This window comes from Vibrio sp. PID23_8 (genome assembly GCF_003584965.1).
In the GTDB taxonomy this organism is placed as follows: domain Bacteria; phylum Pseudomonadota; class Gammaproteobacteria; order Enterobacterales; family Vibrionaceae; genus Vibrio.
This window is the reverse complement of record NZ_LIXE01000013.1, coordinates 1-17668: the sequence shown is the minus strand read 5'-3', so window position 1 is coordinate 17668 and position 17668 is coordinate 1. Positions and strand designations below refer to the sequence as shown.

Annotated in this window: 14 protein-coding genes, 2 tRNA genes, 1 rRNA gene and 1 pseudogene; 5 read left to right on the top strand and 13 right to left on the bottom strand. The window is 44.9% G+C overall.

What is annotated here, in order from left to right; translation table 11 throughout:
• Positions 1-24: 24 nt before the first annotated feature.
• From phoU to AK966_RS16865, 4 genes and pseudogenes are all read right to left on the bottom strand, one after another.
• Positions 25-723: a phosphate signaling complex protein PhoU gene (gene phoU / locus AK966_RS16880; RefSeq protein WP_099080638.1), complete on the bottom strand. Its 699-nt coding sequence runs from the start codon at positions 721-723 to the stop codon at positions 25-27.
• 31 nt (positions 724-754) lie between these two features.
• Complete coding sequence (gene pstB, locus AK966_RS16875; protein WP_099080639.1) at positions 755-1573, bottom strand: phosphate ABC transporter ATP-binding protein PstB; 819 nt, start codon at positions 1571-1573, stop codon at positions 755-757.
• Between the two features lie 2 nt (positions 1574-1575).
• Positions 1576-2952 (bottom strand): annotated as a pseudogene (gene pstA / locus AK966_RS16870) (phosphate ABC transporter permease PstA); the annotation flags it as partial.
• Between the two features lie 324 nt (positions 2953-3276).
• Complete coding sequence (locus AK966_RS16865; protein ID WP_099080641.1) at positions 3277-5481, bottom strand: ABC transporter permease subunit; 2205 nt, start codon at positions 5479-5481, stop codon at positions 3277-3279.
• A gap of 205 nt (positions 5482-5686) precedes the next feature.
• Between AK966_RS16865 and ppk1 the strand changes: the two genes are divergently transcribed.
• Together ppk1 and ppx are read left to right on the top strand one after the other, a co-directional pair.
• Positions 5687-7777 carry a polyphosphate kinase 1 gene (ppk1, locus tag AK966_RS16860; RefSeq protein WP_099080642.1) on the top strand — a complete coding sequence of 697 codons (2091 nt, stop codon included), beginning with the start codon at positions 5687-5689 and terminating at the stop codon, positions 7775-7777.
• Positions 7761-9266, top strand: a complete 1506-nt coding sequence (ppx, locus tag AK966_RS16855) for an exopolyphosphatase (RefSeq protein ID WP_099080643.1) — start codon at positions 7761-7763, stop codon at positions 9264-9266. Before ppk1 ends, ppx begins: the two co-directional genes overlap by 17 nt.
• Before the next feature lie 25 nt (positions 9267-9291).
• Here ppx and AK966_RS16850 read toward each other — a convergent pair whose 3' ends face one another.
• The 3 genes from AK966_RS16850 to phoB are packed head-to-tail and all read right to left on the bottom strand — an operon-like array spanning position 9292 to position 12285.
• Positions 9292-10257 carry a PstS family phosphate ABC transporter substrate-binding protein gene (locus tag AK966_RS16850; protein WP_099080644.1) on the bottom strand — a complete coding sequence of 322 codons (966 nt, stop codon included), beginning with the start codon at positions 10255-10257 and terminating at the stop codon, positions 9292-9294.
• The gene (phoR, locus tag AK966_RS16845) at positions 10257-11555 is read right to left on the bottom strand and encodes a phosphate regulon sensor histidine kinase PhoR (protein ID WP_099080645.1); all 1299 of its coding nucleotides are present in this window, start codon (positions 11553-11555) and stop codon (positions 10257-10259) included. Before phoR ends, AK966_RS16850 begins: the two co-directional genes overlap by 1 nt.
• 40 nt (positions 11556-11595) lie before the next feature.
• Positions 11596-12285, bottom strand: coding sequence for a phosphate regulon transcriptional regulator PhoB (phoB, locus tag AK966_RS16840; protein ID WP_099080646.1), 690 nt, complete (start codon positions 12283-12285; stop codon positions 11596-11598).
• Between the two features lie 223 nt (positions 12286-12508).
• On the opposite strand from phoB, the gene rdgC reads away from it, so the two are divergent.
• The 3 genes from rdgC (at position 12509) to AK966_RS16820 (ending at position 15246) form a co-directional block, all read left to right on the top strand.
• Positions 12509-13423, top strand: a complete 915-nt coding sequence (gene rdgC, locus AK966_RS16830; protein ID WP_099080647.1) for a recombination-associated protein RdgC — start codon at positions 12509-12511, stop codon at positions 13421-13423.
• A 165-nt stretch (positions 13424-13588) separates the two neighbouring features.
• Positions 13589-14989: a tRNA 5-hydroxyuridine modification protein YegQ gene (yegQ, locus tag AK966_RS16825; protein WP_099080648.1), complete on the top strand. Its 1401-nt coding sequence runs from the start codon at positions 13589-13591 to the stop codon at positions 14987-14989.
• Between the two features lie 2 nt (positions 14990-14991).
• Positions 14992-15246 carry a YfhL family 4Fe-4S dicluster ferredoxin gene (locus AK966_RS16820; protein ID WP_005445273.1) on the top strand — a complete coding sequence of 85 codons (255 nt, stop codon included), beginning with the start codon at positions 14992-14994 and terminating at the stop codon, positions 15244-15246.
• A 41-nt stretch (positions 15247-15287) separates the two neighbouring features.
• Here AK966_RS16820 and AK966_RS16815 read toward each other — a convergent pair whose 3' ends face one another.
• From AK966_RS16815 to rrf, 6 genes are all read right to left on the bottom strand, one after another.
• Positions 15288-15596: a hypothetical protein gene (locus tag AK966_RS16815; protein WP_099080649.1), complete on the bottom strand. Its 309-nt coding sequence runs from the start codon at positions 15594-15596 to the stop codon at positions 15288-15290.
• 320 nt (positions 15597-15916) lie between these two features.
• Positions 15917-16747 carry a penicillin-insensitive murein endopeptidase gene (gene mepA, locus AK966_RS16810; RefSeq protein ID WP_119464580.1) on the bottom strand — a complete coding sequence of 277 codons (831 nt, stop codon included), beginning with the start codon at positions 16745-16747 and terminating at the stop codon, positions 15917-15919.
• Between the two features lie 12 nt (positions 16748-16759).
• Complete coding sequence (locus AK966_RS16805; RefSeq protein WP_119464579.1) at positions 16760-17092, bottom strand: DUF1904 domain-containing protein; 333 nt, start codon at positions 17090-17092, stop codon at positions 16760-16762.
• A 219-nt stretch (positions 17093-17311) separates the two neighbouring features.
• A tRNA-Trp gene (locus tag AK966_RS16800) sits at positions 17312-17388 on the bottom strand.
• Positions 17389-17424: 36 nt separating this feature from the next.
• Positions 17425-17501 (bottom strand) — tRNA-Asp (locus AK966_RS16795).
• 65 nt (positions 17502-17566) lie between these two features.
• Positions 17567-17668: ribosomal RNA gene (gene rrf / locus AK966_RS16790) — 5S ribosomal RNA — on the bottom strand; the annotation flags it as partial.

The following is a 17668-nucleotide window of genomic DNA, read 5'->3' as shown; positions in this document are numbered from 1 at the left end:
AAATGTCAAACGCTGTGTTTAATACTATTTTAATGCATCATCAATGCTTTGATCGCCAAGATGGCGCACATCTTTACCTTTCACAAAGTAAATAATGTACTCACAAATATTCTGGCATCGATCGCCAACACGTTCGATAGCGCGTGCAGACCACATAACTTGCAGAATGTGTGGAATATTTTTCGGGTCTTCCATCATATAAGTCATCAATTGACGAACTACCGCTTCATATTCGGCATCCAGCTTGTCATCCAATTTATGCACTTCCGCAGCCGCTTCCACATCCATACGTGCAAACGCATCGAGCACTTGGTGTAGCATCTGAATCGCTTGACGGCATAATGGTTCTAGTGATACTTGAAATTGGCGTTCTTTTGAGGCGGGGCTCTCAATCGCCACTCTGGCAATACGAGTCGCCACATCACCAATGCGTTCTAAGTCAGTAATGGTCTTAATGATTGCCATAATCAAACGTAAATCTTTCGCCGTCGGTTGTCGCTTAGCAATGATACGCGTGCAGGCATCATCAATGGACACTTCCATAGCATTCACTTTGTGATCATCACGCACCACTTTACGCGCCAGTTCGACATCTTCCCTATTCAAAGCTTGAATGGCATACGATAGTTGCTGCTCAACCAAGCCCCCCATGGTTAATACATGGGTACGAATCGACTCTAGTTCTACGTTAAATTGCCCAGAAATATGGCGTCCAAAATGCATGTTTGTCCTTTATTTTGCGCAAGGTCGAGACTTAACCATAACGACCGGTAATGTAATCTTCGGTTTGTTTCTTCATTGGTGACGTAAAGATCGAATCCGCATCGGAATATTCAATCAATTTTCCCATATGAATAAAAGCGGTATGGTCACTAACTCTTGCTGCCTGTTGCATGTTATGGGTAACGATCACGACAGTATATTGGGTCTTGAGCTCATTGATAAGCTCCTCAATGGTCAAAGTTGATATCGGATCCAAAGCCGATGTCGGCTCATCTAACAATAACACTTCTGGCTCGATCGCAATTGCTCGTGCAATCACCAAACGTTGCTGTTGACCCCCTGATAAGCCAAAGGCATTTTCATGTAGACGATCTTTTACCTCATCCCAAAGTGCCGCTGCGCGTAACGAACGTTCTACTGCATCGTCTAAGGTTCGCCTATTTTTTACGCCTTGTAAGCGTAAACCATACACGACATTTTCATAGATAGACTTAGGAAAAGGATTGGGTCTCTGGAATACCATTCCAACGCGGCGCCTTAGGGTTGCCACATCGACACTTGGATCGTAAACGTTCTGGCCATGCAAACGCACCTTCCCCGTAACTTTACACCCCTCCACTAAGTCGTTCATACGATTTATGCAGCGTAGCAATGTCGATTTACCACAACCCGACGGACCGATAAATGCAGTCACCCTGCCTTTAGGAATACGCATGGAAATATCGAACAATGCCTGTGTCTGACCATAGAAAAGATTAAGATTCTCAATCGAGATCGCCGTTTGTTCATTCGTTAGGTTGTGCACATCTAATGGCGGCTCGTAACCCAATGTATTATCAAAGTTAAACATGCTTAATCTTGTCCTAATGTTCTGTATTTCTCGCGCAGATTATTTCGAATACTGATTGCTGTTAAGTTTAGTCCGACAATGACGGTCACGAGTAAGAAAGACGTTGCGTAAACCAAGGGTCTCGCGGCCTCGATATTCGATGTCTGAAAGCCGACATCATAAATATGAAAGCCTAAATGCATAAACTTTCTGTCTAAATGCACGTAAGGAAATTGTCCGTCAACCGGCAAACTTGACGCCAATTTTACCACGCCTACCAGCATCAATGGCGCAACCTCTCCTGCAGCACGCGCTATCGCCAAAATTAAACCGGTAATGATGGCTGGGGTTGCCATCGGCAATATCACCCGCCAGAGGGTTTCAAACTGTGTCGCTCCCAACGCCAAAGAGCCATGTCGCACGGAGCTTGGAATACGAGTTAAGCCTTCCTCTGTCGTCACAATCACAACAGGTAATGTTAATACCGCAAGCGTTAATGCTGACCACAATAAACCTGGCGTACCAAATGTCGGCGCAGGTAAGCGTTCCGCATAGAAAACATTGTCGATTGACGCACCGATCGTGTAAACAAAAAAGCCCAAACCAAATACGCCATAAACAATTGACGGCACCCCCGCAAGGTTTATCACTGCAATGCGGATGATTCGAGTCAATGCGTTATTTTTCGCGTATTCGTGTAGATAAATGGCCGCAATCACACCCAACGGCATCACAATAATCGACATGATAATGACTAAGAATACCGTGCCAAATATCGCAGGGAAAACCCCACCTTCGGAGTTAGACTCACGCGGGTCTTGCGACAAAAACTTCCATACTTGTTTGCCCCAATGTCCGACCTTCTCCGGCAACGACATTTGGTTTGGATACCAGTAATCCAAAATATCTTCTAGGGGAATGGCGACTTGTGTGCCTGTCATGTCCTCAACGATCAATGCATAGTCAGAAAACCCGAGGCGTAAGCCATCAATCTGAGCGTCAAGCTGAGTCAACTCTTTTTCAATATTGGCTTTTTGGATACTGTTCTTCACAAGGAATTCGTTGGTAATGGTGTCATTGAGCTCATGTTTGCGTTTATCTAAACGCAATTGCTCTAACTGCCAACCTAACCCTTTCACTTGGTCATCCACCAGCATATCGATTTCATGACGTAGGGTCTCTGCATCTTCCAGCTTTTTATTGAGCCGTGTCCGAATGTCATTCTCGTAACGGATGTCGCCATCTTTAAACGCAATGAACTTCCCGAAAAAGTATCCACCACTGCTGCGCTCAATCACCGCCCACTCATCCGGCGTGGTTGGCTCATCAAGCTGCATCTTCAATACCGAGATAAAATCCGCGGGATAAAGCTCACGGTTAGCAATTTTGATGTTAAGGCGAGTGGCAAACTCTTCATCATGAGCCAGTTTTTTCGCAGCATCTTCTGGTAGGTAACTCCTTGGTACGAAGTTGTGCTCGTAAACCTGACCAACCAGAATCGAGTTTTCCTGCAGCACTTCGTCCTGCACCGGTGTCAGTGCAGCAACATTCCATTGATAAAGAGGCGCTGGCCAGAAGTAGGTCAACCCCTTCCAACCAATCAATAGCAACAAGCCTAAAACGGAGAGTAAGCTGATACTCACCGCCCCTCCCGTTAACCATATCCAAGGTGCGCCAGAACGAATCCAATTTAACACACGACTACTCGCTCTTTTTTTAGTCCACTACAACGCACGATATTTGTCTCTCAATCTCTGACGGACCAACTCAGCTAGCGCGTTCACGGCAAAGGTAAAGACGAACAAAATTAATGCAGAAAGAAACAGCAAGCGATAGTGCGAACTGCCCACTTCTGACTCTGGGAGCTCCACAGCAATCGTTGCCGACAAGCTACGTAACCCTTCCAAAACATTCCAATCCATTAATGGCGTATTCCCCGTCGCCATAAGAACGATCATCGTTTCTCCAACCGCTCTGCCTAACCCCATCATGACCGCAGAAAATATACCTGGGCTGGCCGTTAGAAGAACCACATAAATCAACGTTTGCCATGGGGTCGCACCAAGCGCTAACGAACCATCAGATAAATGCTTTGGCACGGAGAAAATCGCGTCTTCTGCGATAGTAAAAATTGTTGGAATCACAGCAAAGCCCATCGCCAAACCGACGACCAGTGCATTGCGCTGATCAAACCCGATCCCGTGCTCAGTAAGGAATAAACGAATGTCCCCTGCAAAAAATATTTGTTCTATGCTTGGTGATAGCCACACGCCTAGACCAATCAGCAACAGAATAACAGGCATCAGCACTAGAGCGTGCCAACCGTTAGGAAGCCGATTACGCAGGCGCTGTGGAATCAATGCCCACACCCCACCCATCACCATGGTACTCAGCGGTAGGATAAACAACAAAACCATTACGGTGATCAAATGGTCTTCAACAATAGGAGCAAACCAAAGACCAGCCAGAAAGCCGATAATAACCGTGGGCAAGGCTTCCATAAGCTCAATTGAAGGCTTCACAACTCTGCGCATACGCGGCGACATAAAATAGGCGGTGTATATCGCCCCTAACACCGCTAAAGGCACGGAAAATAGCATCGCAAACATCGCCGCTTTGATGGTACCAAACGCAATGGGCACTAAACTGAACTTTGCCTCAAAATTGTCACTCGCGGAGGTCGACTGCCAAACAAACTTCGGCTCAGGATAACCTTCATACCAAACTTTTTGCCATAAAGAGGAAAGAGACACTTCTGGATATGGGTTATCGACAGCCGTCACACTAAGCTCATCGTCCTGCCAGGTGATCAAGTAGCGCTCATTATTCGACATCGCCGCGAAGGTAGGAGCCTGTTGATAGGCACGCTCGAACAACACCAATTTCTCACTCGTGGTGTAGTGGCTTTGTAATGTACCGTTCGTGTAAAAGCTGTAAAAACCTTTACGGTGTGAATCCGGCAACAAATACTTCAGCTCAGATGCCAGCTTAAAGTCACGGATATGAGTAAGTGTACGTCGTTCTCCCTGTAGAGTGTCAAACCACTGAGAAACTCGACCGTCATTATGGGTCACCAGCAGTGAGTACGCACCAGCGAGAAGATCGAGGGTTCTAACGGAATGGTTCTTATCACCCTGAGTTAAATCGATCACTTCACGAACCGTAAATTTATCGTGCTGCTTAATCAGTACAATAAGCTCTGAACCATTGCGTAAATACAGTATTTGACCGTCTGGGGTCAGCAGCATCTGCTCTGGCGTATCGAAAGCGGATGAAAAGGTGTAATCCACTGTTACAGGCGGCGAGCCTAATAATTTGGGTTCTTGCCAACGAGCTTTAAGCAAACCACTTTGTGTTTGCCATACTAGAGTATGAGCATTTGGTGAAGTGCTAAAAGCAAATGATGCTACGGGATCAGAACTATCCGTAAGCTGCATGTCCATTTGGGGATGCAACTCAATCACTTCTGGTGGGCGTGTATTCTCTCTCAGTGTGGCATTAAATTCAGGTTTAAAGAGATGCGCTTCCCCCTTCTCATCGACCAGACCATACCAGCCTAACCCCGGGGATGATTTCGCAAAAGCGACTGGGCTATTGGCTATTTGTTGGGTGTATAAAACGGGCTTCGTAGGATCGTCTAATGAGAGAAAGCGCACTTCACCGGATTGAGTGAGTACCAAACCGATTTGAGAGTAATCATCGACAGCAATGGCGAGAGGCTTCCCACTTTGGGTCGTACGAGAGGCGTAATTGGTTTCGATCTCTGCATCAGAAAACAGAGGAATGGTCACCATCGCAAGATAAACAAAAATCAACACAAGAGCGGCAAGAACGCCAACACCACCGGATGTCACTGCAAGTCGAACTAAACGATCTTTTATCCGTCGTTTTTTATCTTTTTGCTGCAATGAAAATTCGGCCTGTGCCATTTGTCTCTCTACCTTTTTTGACTTAGTACTAGATTATGTCATTAAGATGACAATTGTATTACAGATCGCATTAAACAACTGAAAAGAATGCAACTATTGCACAGACGCAATATGAAACAAAAGTGCAACAAAAAATCAATAGTGTCTTACTCATCTTTTGTCCTTCGATGATTACGGATTACATCTTTTTAAGCTAGGTAAGGTTATGAGTGCAGAAAAGCTGTATATCGAAAAAGAGCTTAGTTGGTTATCCTTCAATGAGCGAGTGTTACAAGAAGCTGCCGATAAAACCGTCCCTTTGGTTGAACGGATTCGTTTCCTCGGCATCTTTTCCAACAATTTAGATGAATTTTACAAAGTACGATTTGCCGATGTTAAACGCCGGATCTTGATCAATCAAGAACGCGGTATCAGTGACAACTCTAAGCACCTCTTAAGCAAGATGCAAACTAAAGCATTGAGGCTTAATGATCTATTTGATGACTTATACAACGAGCTGATCCGAGAAATGGCTCGTCGTCGTATCTTTTTGGTTAATGAAAACCAACTTGATGAAGCTCAACAATGTTGGGTTACCAAGTATTTTCGTAACGAGGTCATGCCACACATCACTCCTCTGTTAATGAAAGAGGAAATCGATGTACTGCAATTCCTAAAAGATGAATATGCTTACATCGCCATTGACCTGCGTAAAAACGAGCAATCCCAATACGCACTGATTGAAATCCCTACCGACCATCTACCGCGCTTTGTCATGGTGCCAGAACAAAAAGGGAAACGTCGCAAAACCATCATCTTGCTCGATAATATTATTCGTTACTGCTTGGACGATCTGTTTAAAGGCTTCTTCGACTACGACAAACTCAACGGCTATGCCATGAAAATGACACGCGATGCGGATTACGATTTACGCTTGGAGATCGAATACAGCCTGCTCGAACAGATGTCTGAAGGGGTGAGTCAACGTCTGACAGCAATGCCGGTTCGATTTGTCTATGAGCGTGGGATGCCGACAGAAATGCTCGATTTTTTGTGCGAAAAGCTGCAAATCTCTAACTATGACAGTTTGATACCTGGCAGTCGTTATCACAACTTTAAAGATTTCATTGGTTTTCCAAACGTTGGGCGAGAGTATTTGGAGAATAAACCGTTACCACCAATGAAGTGTGCTGACTTTGAGGGGTACGCGAATAGCTTTGAAGCCATCAAAGCCAAAGATATTCTCCTATATTATCCCTACCACACCTTTGATCATATTACTGAGCTCGTTCGTCAGGCCTCTTTCGATCCCAAGGTGCTCGGCATAAAAATCAACATCTACCGAGTAGCAAAAGACTCTCGCTTAATGCACTCTTTGATTGACGCCGTGCACAACGGAAAAAACATTACCGTTGTGGTTGAACTGCAAGCGCGATTTGATGAAGAAGCCAACATTGAGTGGTCGAAGGTCCTTACTGACGCAGGGGTACATGTCGTTTTTGGTACACCAGGACTGAAGATTCACTCTAAGCTATTGTTGATCAGTCGCCGAGAAGAAGATGAGATCATCCGCTACGCTCATATCGGAACGGGCAACTTTCACGAAAATACAGCACGTATATATACCGACTATTCGTTACTCACTGCAGACCAAGAAATTACCAACGAAGTCCGCAACGTTTTTGGCTATATTGAAAATCCCTACCGCCCTGTTCGGTTTGATCATCTGATTGTTTCACCGCGTAATTCGCGCAAACAGCTATACCGGCTGATTGATGGTGAAATTACCAATGCTAAAGCAGGAAAAAAAGCGGCACTGACGATTAAAGTTAATAACTTGGTTGATAAAGGGCTTATTAACAAACTTTACGGTGCGAGCAATGCTGGCGTGAAGATCAACATGATTATTCGTGGTATGTGCTCTTTAGTTCCCGGCGTGGAAGGGGTCAGTGAGAACATACGTATCATCAGTATTGTCGATCGCTTCTTAGAGCATCCGAGAGTGGTGATTACTCATAATGATGACGATCCACAGGTTTACATCTCTTCTGCCGACTGGATGACGCGAAATATCGATCACCGCATTGAAGTGGCGGTCCCCATTCGTAATCCACGCTTGAAGCAGCGAATCATTGACATCACCAACATCCATTTTACCGATACGGTAAAAGCACGCTTGATAGATAAAGAGATGACAAACTCATACGTACCGCGTGGTAATCGTAAAAAAGTTCGCTCACAAGTTGCCATCTACGACTATCTTAAAAATATAGAGAAGCAAACTAGAAAACAAAAATCCAATGCCTCAGATACTTGAAAAAGATGTGCGCCATATTGCAGCTATTGACCTCGGTTCAAACAGTTTCCATATGGTTGTGGCAAAAGTGGTTGGAAGCGATTTGCAACTGGTGAGTCGGCACAAACAGCGAGTTCGTTTAGCCGCAGGGCTCGATGACGAACTCAACCTTAGCCATGCTGCAATGGAGCGAGGGCTAGAATGCCTCGCTATGTTTGCCGAGCGACTGCAAGGTTTCGAAACATCCAATGTAAGAATTGCCGCTACCCATACGCTACGCAGAGCCAACAACGCGCACTTATTTATCCAGCGAGCGAAAGCAGCCTTACCTTTTCCTATCGAAATCATTTCTGGAGAAGAAGAAGCTCGTTTGATTTACCTTGGTGTCGCGCACACTCAAGTTGAATCCAATTCTAAACTCGTGGTCGACATTGGTGGTGGCAGTACCGAGATAATTATCGGACACGAATTTGAGCCTAGCTTGCTAAACAGCAAACAGATGGGCTGCATCAGTTTTACTGAACAATTTTTCAGTAATAAAAAACTGTCACGAAAAAACCTCAGTAAAGCAATGCTGGCTGCCGAGCAAAAACTGGAAACCATTGCCAGTAAGTACCGAAAGAAAGGCTGGGACATCGCTCTAGGTTCTTCTGGCTCGATCAAAGCAATAAGTGAAGTATTGATCGGTTTGGGGTATGAGGATGGTTTAATTACCAGTAAACGGCTTGGAAAACTGATCGATAACCTATCTGAATATGATTCGATAGACGACATCGACCTCATAGGGCTTACCGACGATCGCAAACCCGTATTTTCCGCAGGCGTCGCCATTCTTTGCGCCATCTTCCAATCGCTAAAAATCACTCAAATGTCTTTCTCTGACGGTGCATTAAGAGAAGGCTTATTGTATGAGATGGAAGAGCGCTTTGCCCGCTCTGACATTCGCATGCGCACCACCGAGAACTTAGCGAAGAAACATCTGGTTGATATCGAGCATGCAGTTCGAGTCAAAGGTCACGCGAAAGAGTGGTTGTCAGACATACACTCAGAGCTAGGAATCAAAAAGAAAAGTGAATTGTTCGATTTGCTTGAATGGGCCGCATTGCTCCATGAAGTAGGCTTAAGCATCAGCTTAAGAGGTTTCCACCGCCATTCCTTCTACATCTTGCAACACTCTACACTACCGGGTTTTAACCGAGAACAGCAGCTCGTACTGGCAACATTGGCACGTTTTCAGCGCAAGTCTCTTAAACTCAATGAGTTACCAGAGTTCAACCTTTACAAACAGAGTGACATAATAAATCTAATTAAAATATTACGACTAGCGATAGTCATAAATGGACAGCGCAACGATGATCCATTACCAGAGCTTAAGCTATCGATTAAAGGCGATGAATGGCGCCTCACTTGCCGTAACGACGATTGGCTAGAAGAAAATAAGTTGTTGGATGCCGATTTACAAGAAGAGCAGTTGCGCTGGGAGAGCGCTGGATGGAAGCTCATCCTTTAAAGCTATATGCTCACCAAAAGTCGGTTTATAAGCCGACTTTTTTTAACTCTTGCGCCGCCAACTCCGCAGAAATTGGCACATAGCCATCCTTTGCGACCAATGTTTGCCCCTGCTCTGAAAAAATAAAGCGAATAAACTCAGATTCAATTGGACTCAATGGGTAATCTGGGTGCTTATTTATGTATACGTAAAGGTAACGTGATAGTGGGTACTTACCTGATACGATATTTTTTCGAGTTGGATTGACGTAATCGGTGCCACTTTTGGCAACGGGTACCAGTCTTACCCCCGCAACACGATAGCCAACACCAGAATAACCAACACCACTGATGGTTGAAGCCACTGATTGAACAACCGACGCGGAACCTGGCTGCTCATTGACTCGAGTTTTAAAATCCCCACCGCACAGCGCATTACTCTTAAAATAGCCATAGGTACCAGAAACCGAGTTACGCCCAAACAGCTGTAAGTTGCGCTTTGCCCACTCCGTTTTAATCCCTAACTCACGCCAATTGGTAATAAACTCACTTTCACCACAGCGTAATGTTGCTGAGAACATTGCATCGAGTTGGTTGAAATTGAGCCCTTTGATGGGATTATCTTGATGAACAAAAATACCAATAGCATCAATCGCCACCCGCAGAGCGGTAGGCTTATAACCATGCACACGTTCAAAAGCTTCTATTTCACGTAATCGCATTGGACGGCTCATCGGGCCAAACTGTGCCGTTTGCTCGGTTAATGCGGGTGGCGCAGTCGAAGATCCTGACGCTTGAACCTGAGCATTAATATTTGGGTAGATCGATTTAAACTCTTCCACCCAAAGAGTCGTCATGCCTGCAAGCGTATCGGAGCCAACTGACAGTAGGTTACCTGCTATTCCGGTTGTTTTTTGATAATTAGGTAGTGGCTTATCCTGTGCAAAGAGCACACTACTGAGCATTAGCGTTACAAGGCTTATCCCTTTCAATGCTTGTTGACCCCACCCCATCACTTCACCACCAAACGACTTGGAAGTACAAATGAGAATTTACTGCCCACGCCAACTTCACTAAGAATATCTAAATGAGAGTCGTGATGACTCAATGCATGTTTTACGATCGCCAATCCAAGCCCACTCCCACCAGTGTCGCGAGAACGCGCTTTATCGACCCGATAGAAACGTTCCGTCAACCGATGAATGTGTTGCGGCTCTATACCATCCCCACTATCTACCACTTCTAAACAAGCACCTTGAGGTGTTTGGTACCAACGCACATGAATACTTGCGCCAGGGGGAGTGTATTTCACGGCATTGTAAACCAAGTTTGAAATCGCACTGCGCAGTTGGTCATCATCGCCAAGCACACGCAACTTGTCATCAACGTCAAATTTCAACTTATGTTGTTTATCGCCACTCAAGCTCACAGCCTCTTTTTCTAGGACTTCGAGCATTCCTGGAACGTTAACAACGTCTTCTAGCTCATGCATTGGCGCCGCTTCGATCTTCGATAACGTAAGAAGTTGGCTAACCAAACTGTTCATACGATTCAATTGCTCGGTCATCACTCCATGAGCTTTGGTCCACATCGGGCCAACGATCATGTCCGGGTCTTCGGTCATCTCTAGATAACCTTGTAATACAGTCATTGGTGTCCGAAGTTCGTGAGAAACGTTAGCAAAGAAGTTACGACGCATACCTTCAAGCTGTTTTAACTGACTGACATCTCGCACCACCATTAGGTGTTCACCTTCAGTATACGGCACAATACGTAGTTCCAGCATGCGTTCAACATTCAATGGTGACCGCATTTCCAATGGTTCAGAGAAATCTTGCTTGCTAATATATTTAATAAAATCTGGGGTACGAATAAGGTTAGAGATAGGTTGCCCAGAATCTTCAGGCCAGTGAAAACCTAACAGGTGTTGTGCAAGCTTGTTACACCAAACAATATTACCTTCGGCACGAAAAACTACTACCGCATCCGGCAAAGATTCAGCGCCGTTGCGGAAACGACGGATTAAATTAGTAAGTTCTTTACGCTTGCGACGTTGGCGTTGTTGTAATCGGTACAAACCATTAAACAAAGACTCCCAATTCCCACTACCCGAAGGTGGTGTAAGTCGTTTCTCATCCCATAACCAAGCCGACAGGCGTACCTGATTATGCAAATGCCACACAAGCTGCAATGCCGTAGCGGCCAAAAGCAACCACGGCATATAACCAAACATCCAACCAATAATCACCCACGGGGTGTAAAAAAAAGCCAGCTCCCAGGCCAGCTTTTTCCAATTTAATCTTTCAACCACTCATTACTCCCGAAATGGTATTGATAAGCCGTGTATAATGTTATGCCTTAGTTGAGAAACGGTAACCAGCACCACGAACAGTTTGAATCAGTTTATCATGACCGGCGGCTTCTAAAGCTTTGCGCAGACGTCGAATATGAACATCAACCGTACGATCTTCAACATAGACATTGGTGCCCCATACGTTGTTTAGTAGCTGTTCGCGGCTGTAAACACGCTCTTGGTGAGTCATGAAGAAGTGCAGCATTTTGAATTCTGTTGGTCCCATATCTACCGGCTCATCCCCTGCGGTTACACGGTGAGAGACCGGGTCAAGCTTCAGGCCCTGTACATCAATCACATCTTCTAGGGCCGTCGGTGTCACTCGGCGGATAACCGCTTTCAGGCGAGCGACCAACTCTTTCGGCGAGAAAGGCTTGGTGATGTAATCGTCAGCGCCAACTTCGAGACCTCGAACTTTGTCTTCTTCTTCGCCGCGCGCGGTTAGCATCACAACCGGAATGTTGCGGGTTAACTCCTCACGCTTCATGTGTTTGATGAAGTTAATGCCGCTACCACCCGGTAGCATCCAATCTAACAGAACTAAATCTGGGAAGGGTTCAGCTAGTTTAGTTACCGCAGTATCGTAATCTTCTGCTTCTACTGCTTGATAACCTTTCTGTTCAAGTACAAAGCATAGCATTTCACGAATTGGAGCTTCGTCTTCAACAACCAGAATCCTTCTCGACATAATTGAATAACCTTATGTTAGTTGAGCTAATGAATTTAAGGACAAAGCGCCCCTCAGTGCATAAGCATTATTACCACCAATTATGACACTTTTGTGACCTTTGAAAACAAATTTTCATATAAGTTTCTTTTGAGATTCATTCTGATATTTTTCATTTCTATTGGGACATCAGCAGGAAAATTCCCTATTATTAGCACCTCGTCATCAAGCCTAGAGAAGATTTATGTGGTTTAAAAACTTGCTGGTATACCGTGTTAACCGCGAGGTTAACTTCAACGCCGAACAACTGGAAACTCAACTAGCGGAGTTCCGATTCACCCCTTGTGGCAGCCAAGATAAACAAAAATTTGGCTGGGTTAGCGCAATGGGCAGACATGGCGACATGATGACGCACGTTTCTGAAAACCGCATTCTGATATGTGCGAAAAAAGAAGAGAAAATGCTACCCGCATCCGTGATCAAAGATTCTCTGAACGCAAAAGTCGATGCAATGGAAGCACAAGAAGGTCGCCCTCTTAAAAAGAAAGAGAAAGACAACTTAAAAGATGACATCGTAATGGATCTACTGCCCCGTGCATTTAGCCGCAGCAGCCACACTTACGTTCTGATCATGCCAAAAGAAGGTTTTATCCTTGTCGATGCGAGCAGCTACAAAAAAGCAGAAGACGTATTGGCACTATTACGCAAGACGATGGGTAGCCTACCTGTTGTACCTGCTATTCCAGAAGTAGCCATTGAAACCACACTGACTCAGTGGGTGAAGACCGGCGACACGCCGCAAGGGATCGCTATGATGGATGAAGCAGAGCTGAAATCAGTATTGGAAGAAGGTGGTGTGATCCGTTGTAAGAAACAAGAGCTGACAACGGATGAAATCCGTAACCATATCGCAGCAGATAAAGTGGTCACTAAGCTAGCGCTAAACTGGCAAGACCGTATTGAGTTCATCATGGCGGAAGATTCTGCCATCAAACGCTTAAAGTTCTCTGACGAGCTAAAAGATCAAAACGATGATATCCCACGTGAAGATCAAGCAGCACGCTTCGATGCAGACTTCTCATTGATGTGCGGTGAATTCAGTGCTTTCCTGCCAAACCTATACGAAGCACTAGGCGGCCTGCCAAACCCAAACGCGTAACATAGCGCCATCTGTAACTATTACGCCCTCACCATCAGCGAGGGCGTTTGTTTATCTAAACTACAATTCTCCTAGTCATAGGTCACATTTTGACGTAAAATTTTCGCCCCATTTCCATAAGGTGGAATTGGCCTGACTTGTGATCAGATATAAGAGAATTGAACAATGACAACAGAGAAAACATTCGTACCTGAACTACTATCTCCTGCAGGTAGCCTTAAAAACATGCGTTACGCATTCGCCTACGGCGCAGATGCGGTATACGCAGGCCAACCTCGCTACAGCCTTCGTGTACGTAATAACGAGTTCAATCACGAAAACCTAAAAATTGGTATCGATGAAGCGCATGCCCTAGGCAAAAAGCTTTATGTGGTATGCAACATTCAACCACACAACTCAAAGCTGAAAACTTTCATCCGCGATCTAAAACCAGTGGTAGAGATGGGCCCAGACGCACTGATTATGTCTGACCCAGGTCTGATCATGATGGTTCGCGAAGCATTCCCAGAAATGCCGATTCACTTGTCTGTTCAGGCGAACGCGGTTAACTGGGCGACAGTCAAGTTCTGGGCTGCAAATGGCGTTGAGCGTGTTATCGTTTCTCGAGAGCTTTCTCTAGAAGAGATCGAAGAAATTCGTGAGCACTGTCCTGAAACTGAACTAGAAGTTTTCGTACATGGTGCTCTTTGCATGGCTTACTCAGGCCGTTGCCTACTATCTGGTTACATTAACAAACGTGATCCTAACCAAGGTACTTGCACTAATGCATGTCGTTGGGAATATAAAGTCGAACAAGGCAAAGAAAACGACTCTGGCCAAATAGTGGAAGCCTTCGATCCAAACGAAGCTCAAGCGGTAGAAGTTCAAGACGAACGCCCAGAGACAACCATTGGCCGTGGCAAACCAACTGATGAAGTTGTATTGCTCTCCGAAAGCCACCGCCCAGAAGAAAAAATGGCAGCGTTTGAAGACGAACACGGCACTTACATCATGAACTCGAAAGACCTACGTGCGATCCAACACGTTGAGCGTCTAACTAAGATGGGTGTTCACTCACTAAAAATCGAAGGCCGTACTAAGTCATTTTACTACTGCGCACGTACCGCTCAAGTTTACCGTAAAGCAATCGATGACGCAGTTGCTGGTCGTCCATTCGATGAGAGCCTTATGAGCACGCTAGAAAGCCTAGCTCACCGCGGTTACACAGAAGGCTTCCTACGTCGTCATACACACGATAACTACCAGAACTACGACTACGGCTACTCTGTATCTGATGCTCAACAATTCGTTGGTGAGTTCACAGGCAAACGTCGTGGCGATATGGCGGAAGTCGAAGTGAAGAACAAATTCGTTGTAGGTGATAGCCTTGAGCTAATGACACCAAAAGGCAACGTGGTCTTTACACTAGAAGCGATGGAAAATCGTAAGTCAGAATCAATTGAAGACGCAAAAGGTAACGGTCACTTCGTATTCATTCCCGTACCGCAAGACATGGACCTAGAATATGGCCTGTTAATGCGTAATTTAAATGCAGGTCAGGACACCCGTAACCCAACTGGTAAGTAATCATGGCACTACTTATTACTGATAAGTGCATTAACTGCGACATGTGTGATCCTGAGTGCCCAAACGGCGCAATCACCATGGGTGATAGTATCTTCGAGATTGATCCCGCGCTATGTACAGAGTGTAAGGGGCATTACGAAAAGCCAACCTGCCAGTCGGTTTGCCCTATAACAAAATGCATTATCACAGACCCAAATCATGTAGAAACAGAAGAGCAACTGCTTGAGAAGTTCGTGATTATTCAAGGGTTAGCGTAAATTCGAAAGGTTCAACTTTGCATTCAAAGTTGAACCTTTTTTTAACCCGACTTTTCAATAGGGTAGATATTACAGAATAGCTCTTTTTCGAACTGATACTCTAGCCTCTCCCGCCAGTTTTCAGCCTGTGAAACAGGCACTAGATAAAAATTTTCTCGACTCGTATCCGTCACGAAAGCCATTCCATATTGCATCAGCTCGTAATGCACATCATTAACAAACCCAGGGGCAAGGCGCTGACGTCCCGTCAGGTGATTAACATCTTCACGAGTCAATAAGACCCCTTTGGTATCACTGCTAAATCTGTGTCTTAACCACTCTGCAAATTCTTTTGCACAAATCATAGTCATGGTTTTTTCCTTGATTAACTTCTAGATAGGCACTACCGTCACACCGTCTAAATACACTTATCCATGTTATCACTCATCCTTTATCACAGACATATTGTGAGAAACCAGATCAAAGTAATGAAAAGTTCTTAAAGCAGAGCTGCCACTACTTAACAATACAACCAACCCTCTGTTTATTTGAGATTTCTATAATATACATCGGAACCAATTAGCTGTTTTTTGTACTGGTATATTCACTGTAGCTAAAAGTATGATGTTTCTCCAGTTTTATAACAGAGATAGAAAGGAGCGATAACAGAAAAAGAGGCCAACGCCACAGATTATTTAAGGGGAACAAGTGTTCGACAAGCTGAAGGAATTAACTTTTTACTTGGTTTAATAGAGGCTGTTGACTTCGCTTTGCTCTGAGGCTGAGCTTTAAGTTTCCAGCTTGATAGCTCTTGTCCGCAGCCATCACCTAATGGAATAGACTCTTGATTAATACAACTCTTACTTGAATCAGGACAAGATAATCTGACATGAAAATGGTAATGATGTCCCCACCAAGGGCGGACTTTACGTAGCCAGCCGCGACCGTTAGCTCCTTCCTGAATACACAGTTGCTCCTTAATAACTGGGTGGACAAAAATTCGTGCTACATCAGCATGCCGGGCAGCATTGCGAATTAATTCAAAGTGCCTATCTTCCCAGTTATGATCCAAAATCTTATATTTCTTAAGATCGACCACACTCATCGGCTTAGGGAGTTGTAATTCATTGTAAGAAAGCGGCGTATCAGCTAACCGCAACCAAATATCAATATCTAACCCAGTTTGATGGCTGGAATGACCTGAAGAGAAACGCCCACCTCGGGGCAGAGATAAATCACCAATTAGCAGAGTGGTATTGAGATCTTGACTGGCCATGAGTGCTAACTTTTCAATAAATCCAATCGCATTAGGGTGCCCATAGTAACGTTTCGTTCTACTACGTAGCACTTGATAGCCCTTACCTTCTAGTGGTAATGGCAAGGCTCCCTCTAAGCAGCCATTTGCATAACTTCCGATGGCAGAGGAAGGGTTATTGCTAGGCGTCAACACTTTCTCCCACGGACTCGAACTCGCAGAGGCTGAGAATATCATGCTCAAATACAAACAAAAACTCAGCCTCATCTGTTTTACCTCTTAATAATGTTCACCATTATCATAGTAAGCATTCGGAGAAAGTGCGGAAAAAATAACAGCTACGTCAACATCTTCACCAACAATTCCACGAACTTGCTGAGTGATTCCTTTTGCCACTTTATTCTGAGTATCTTGGCCGCGGTCGAACCAGAGCACTTCGATGAAAGGATAAGAAGTAGTAACTTCTCCTTCACTGAAAAAAGTCGTGTAGATATACTCAAACGTGAAGTCCTCTCTTGGGCACTTCATAAGCGGTTGCAGTTCATCTGTTAGGGTTTTTGATAGGGCTTGCACAGCTTGGGGCTCTACCGCTCGAAATCGAAAATGTGGCATAGCTTGCTTCCTAATGATTAAAATTAAGCAACGATAATAACAGGAAGTACTCGGCTAATCACGCTAAGTGGCTATCACCATATATCAGTACTGCGCGTAAATGCGATTCGAGAGGTATTGTTTAGAGACTTTCCATAGCCTCAGTAGGGAGTTCTAGAGCTATACTCTTTAGCTTCTGAAATAAAAAAGGCTCTAGTCTTTCGACTAGAGCCTTAAATATGGCAGGGGTGGAGAGATTCGAACTCCCAACACGCGGATTTGGAATCCGCTGCTCTGCCAATTGGAGCTACACCCCTGAAGTTCGTGTTTAGTGAGACGACTCTCGAAATAAATGGCGGAGCGGACGGGACTCGAACCCGCGACCCCCGGCGTGACAGGCCGGTATTCTAACCAACTGAACTACCGCTCCACACGGAGATAAAACTTTTGTTTTATCCGATACTTGTCGTTCAGAACAAGTACCTTAAATTAAAAGCCTGGCGATGTCCTACTCTCACATGGGGAAGCCCCACACTACCATCGGCGCTATTTCGTTTCACTTCTGAGTTCGGCATGGAAATCAGGTGGGTCCAAAAT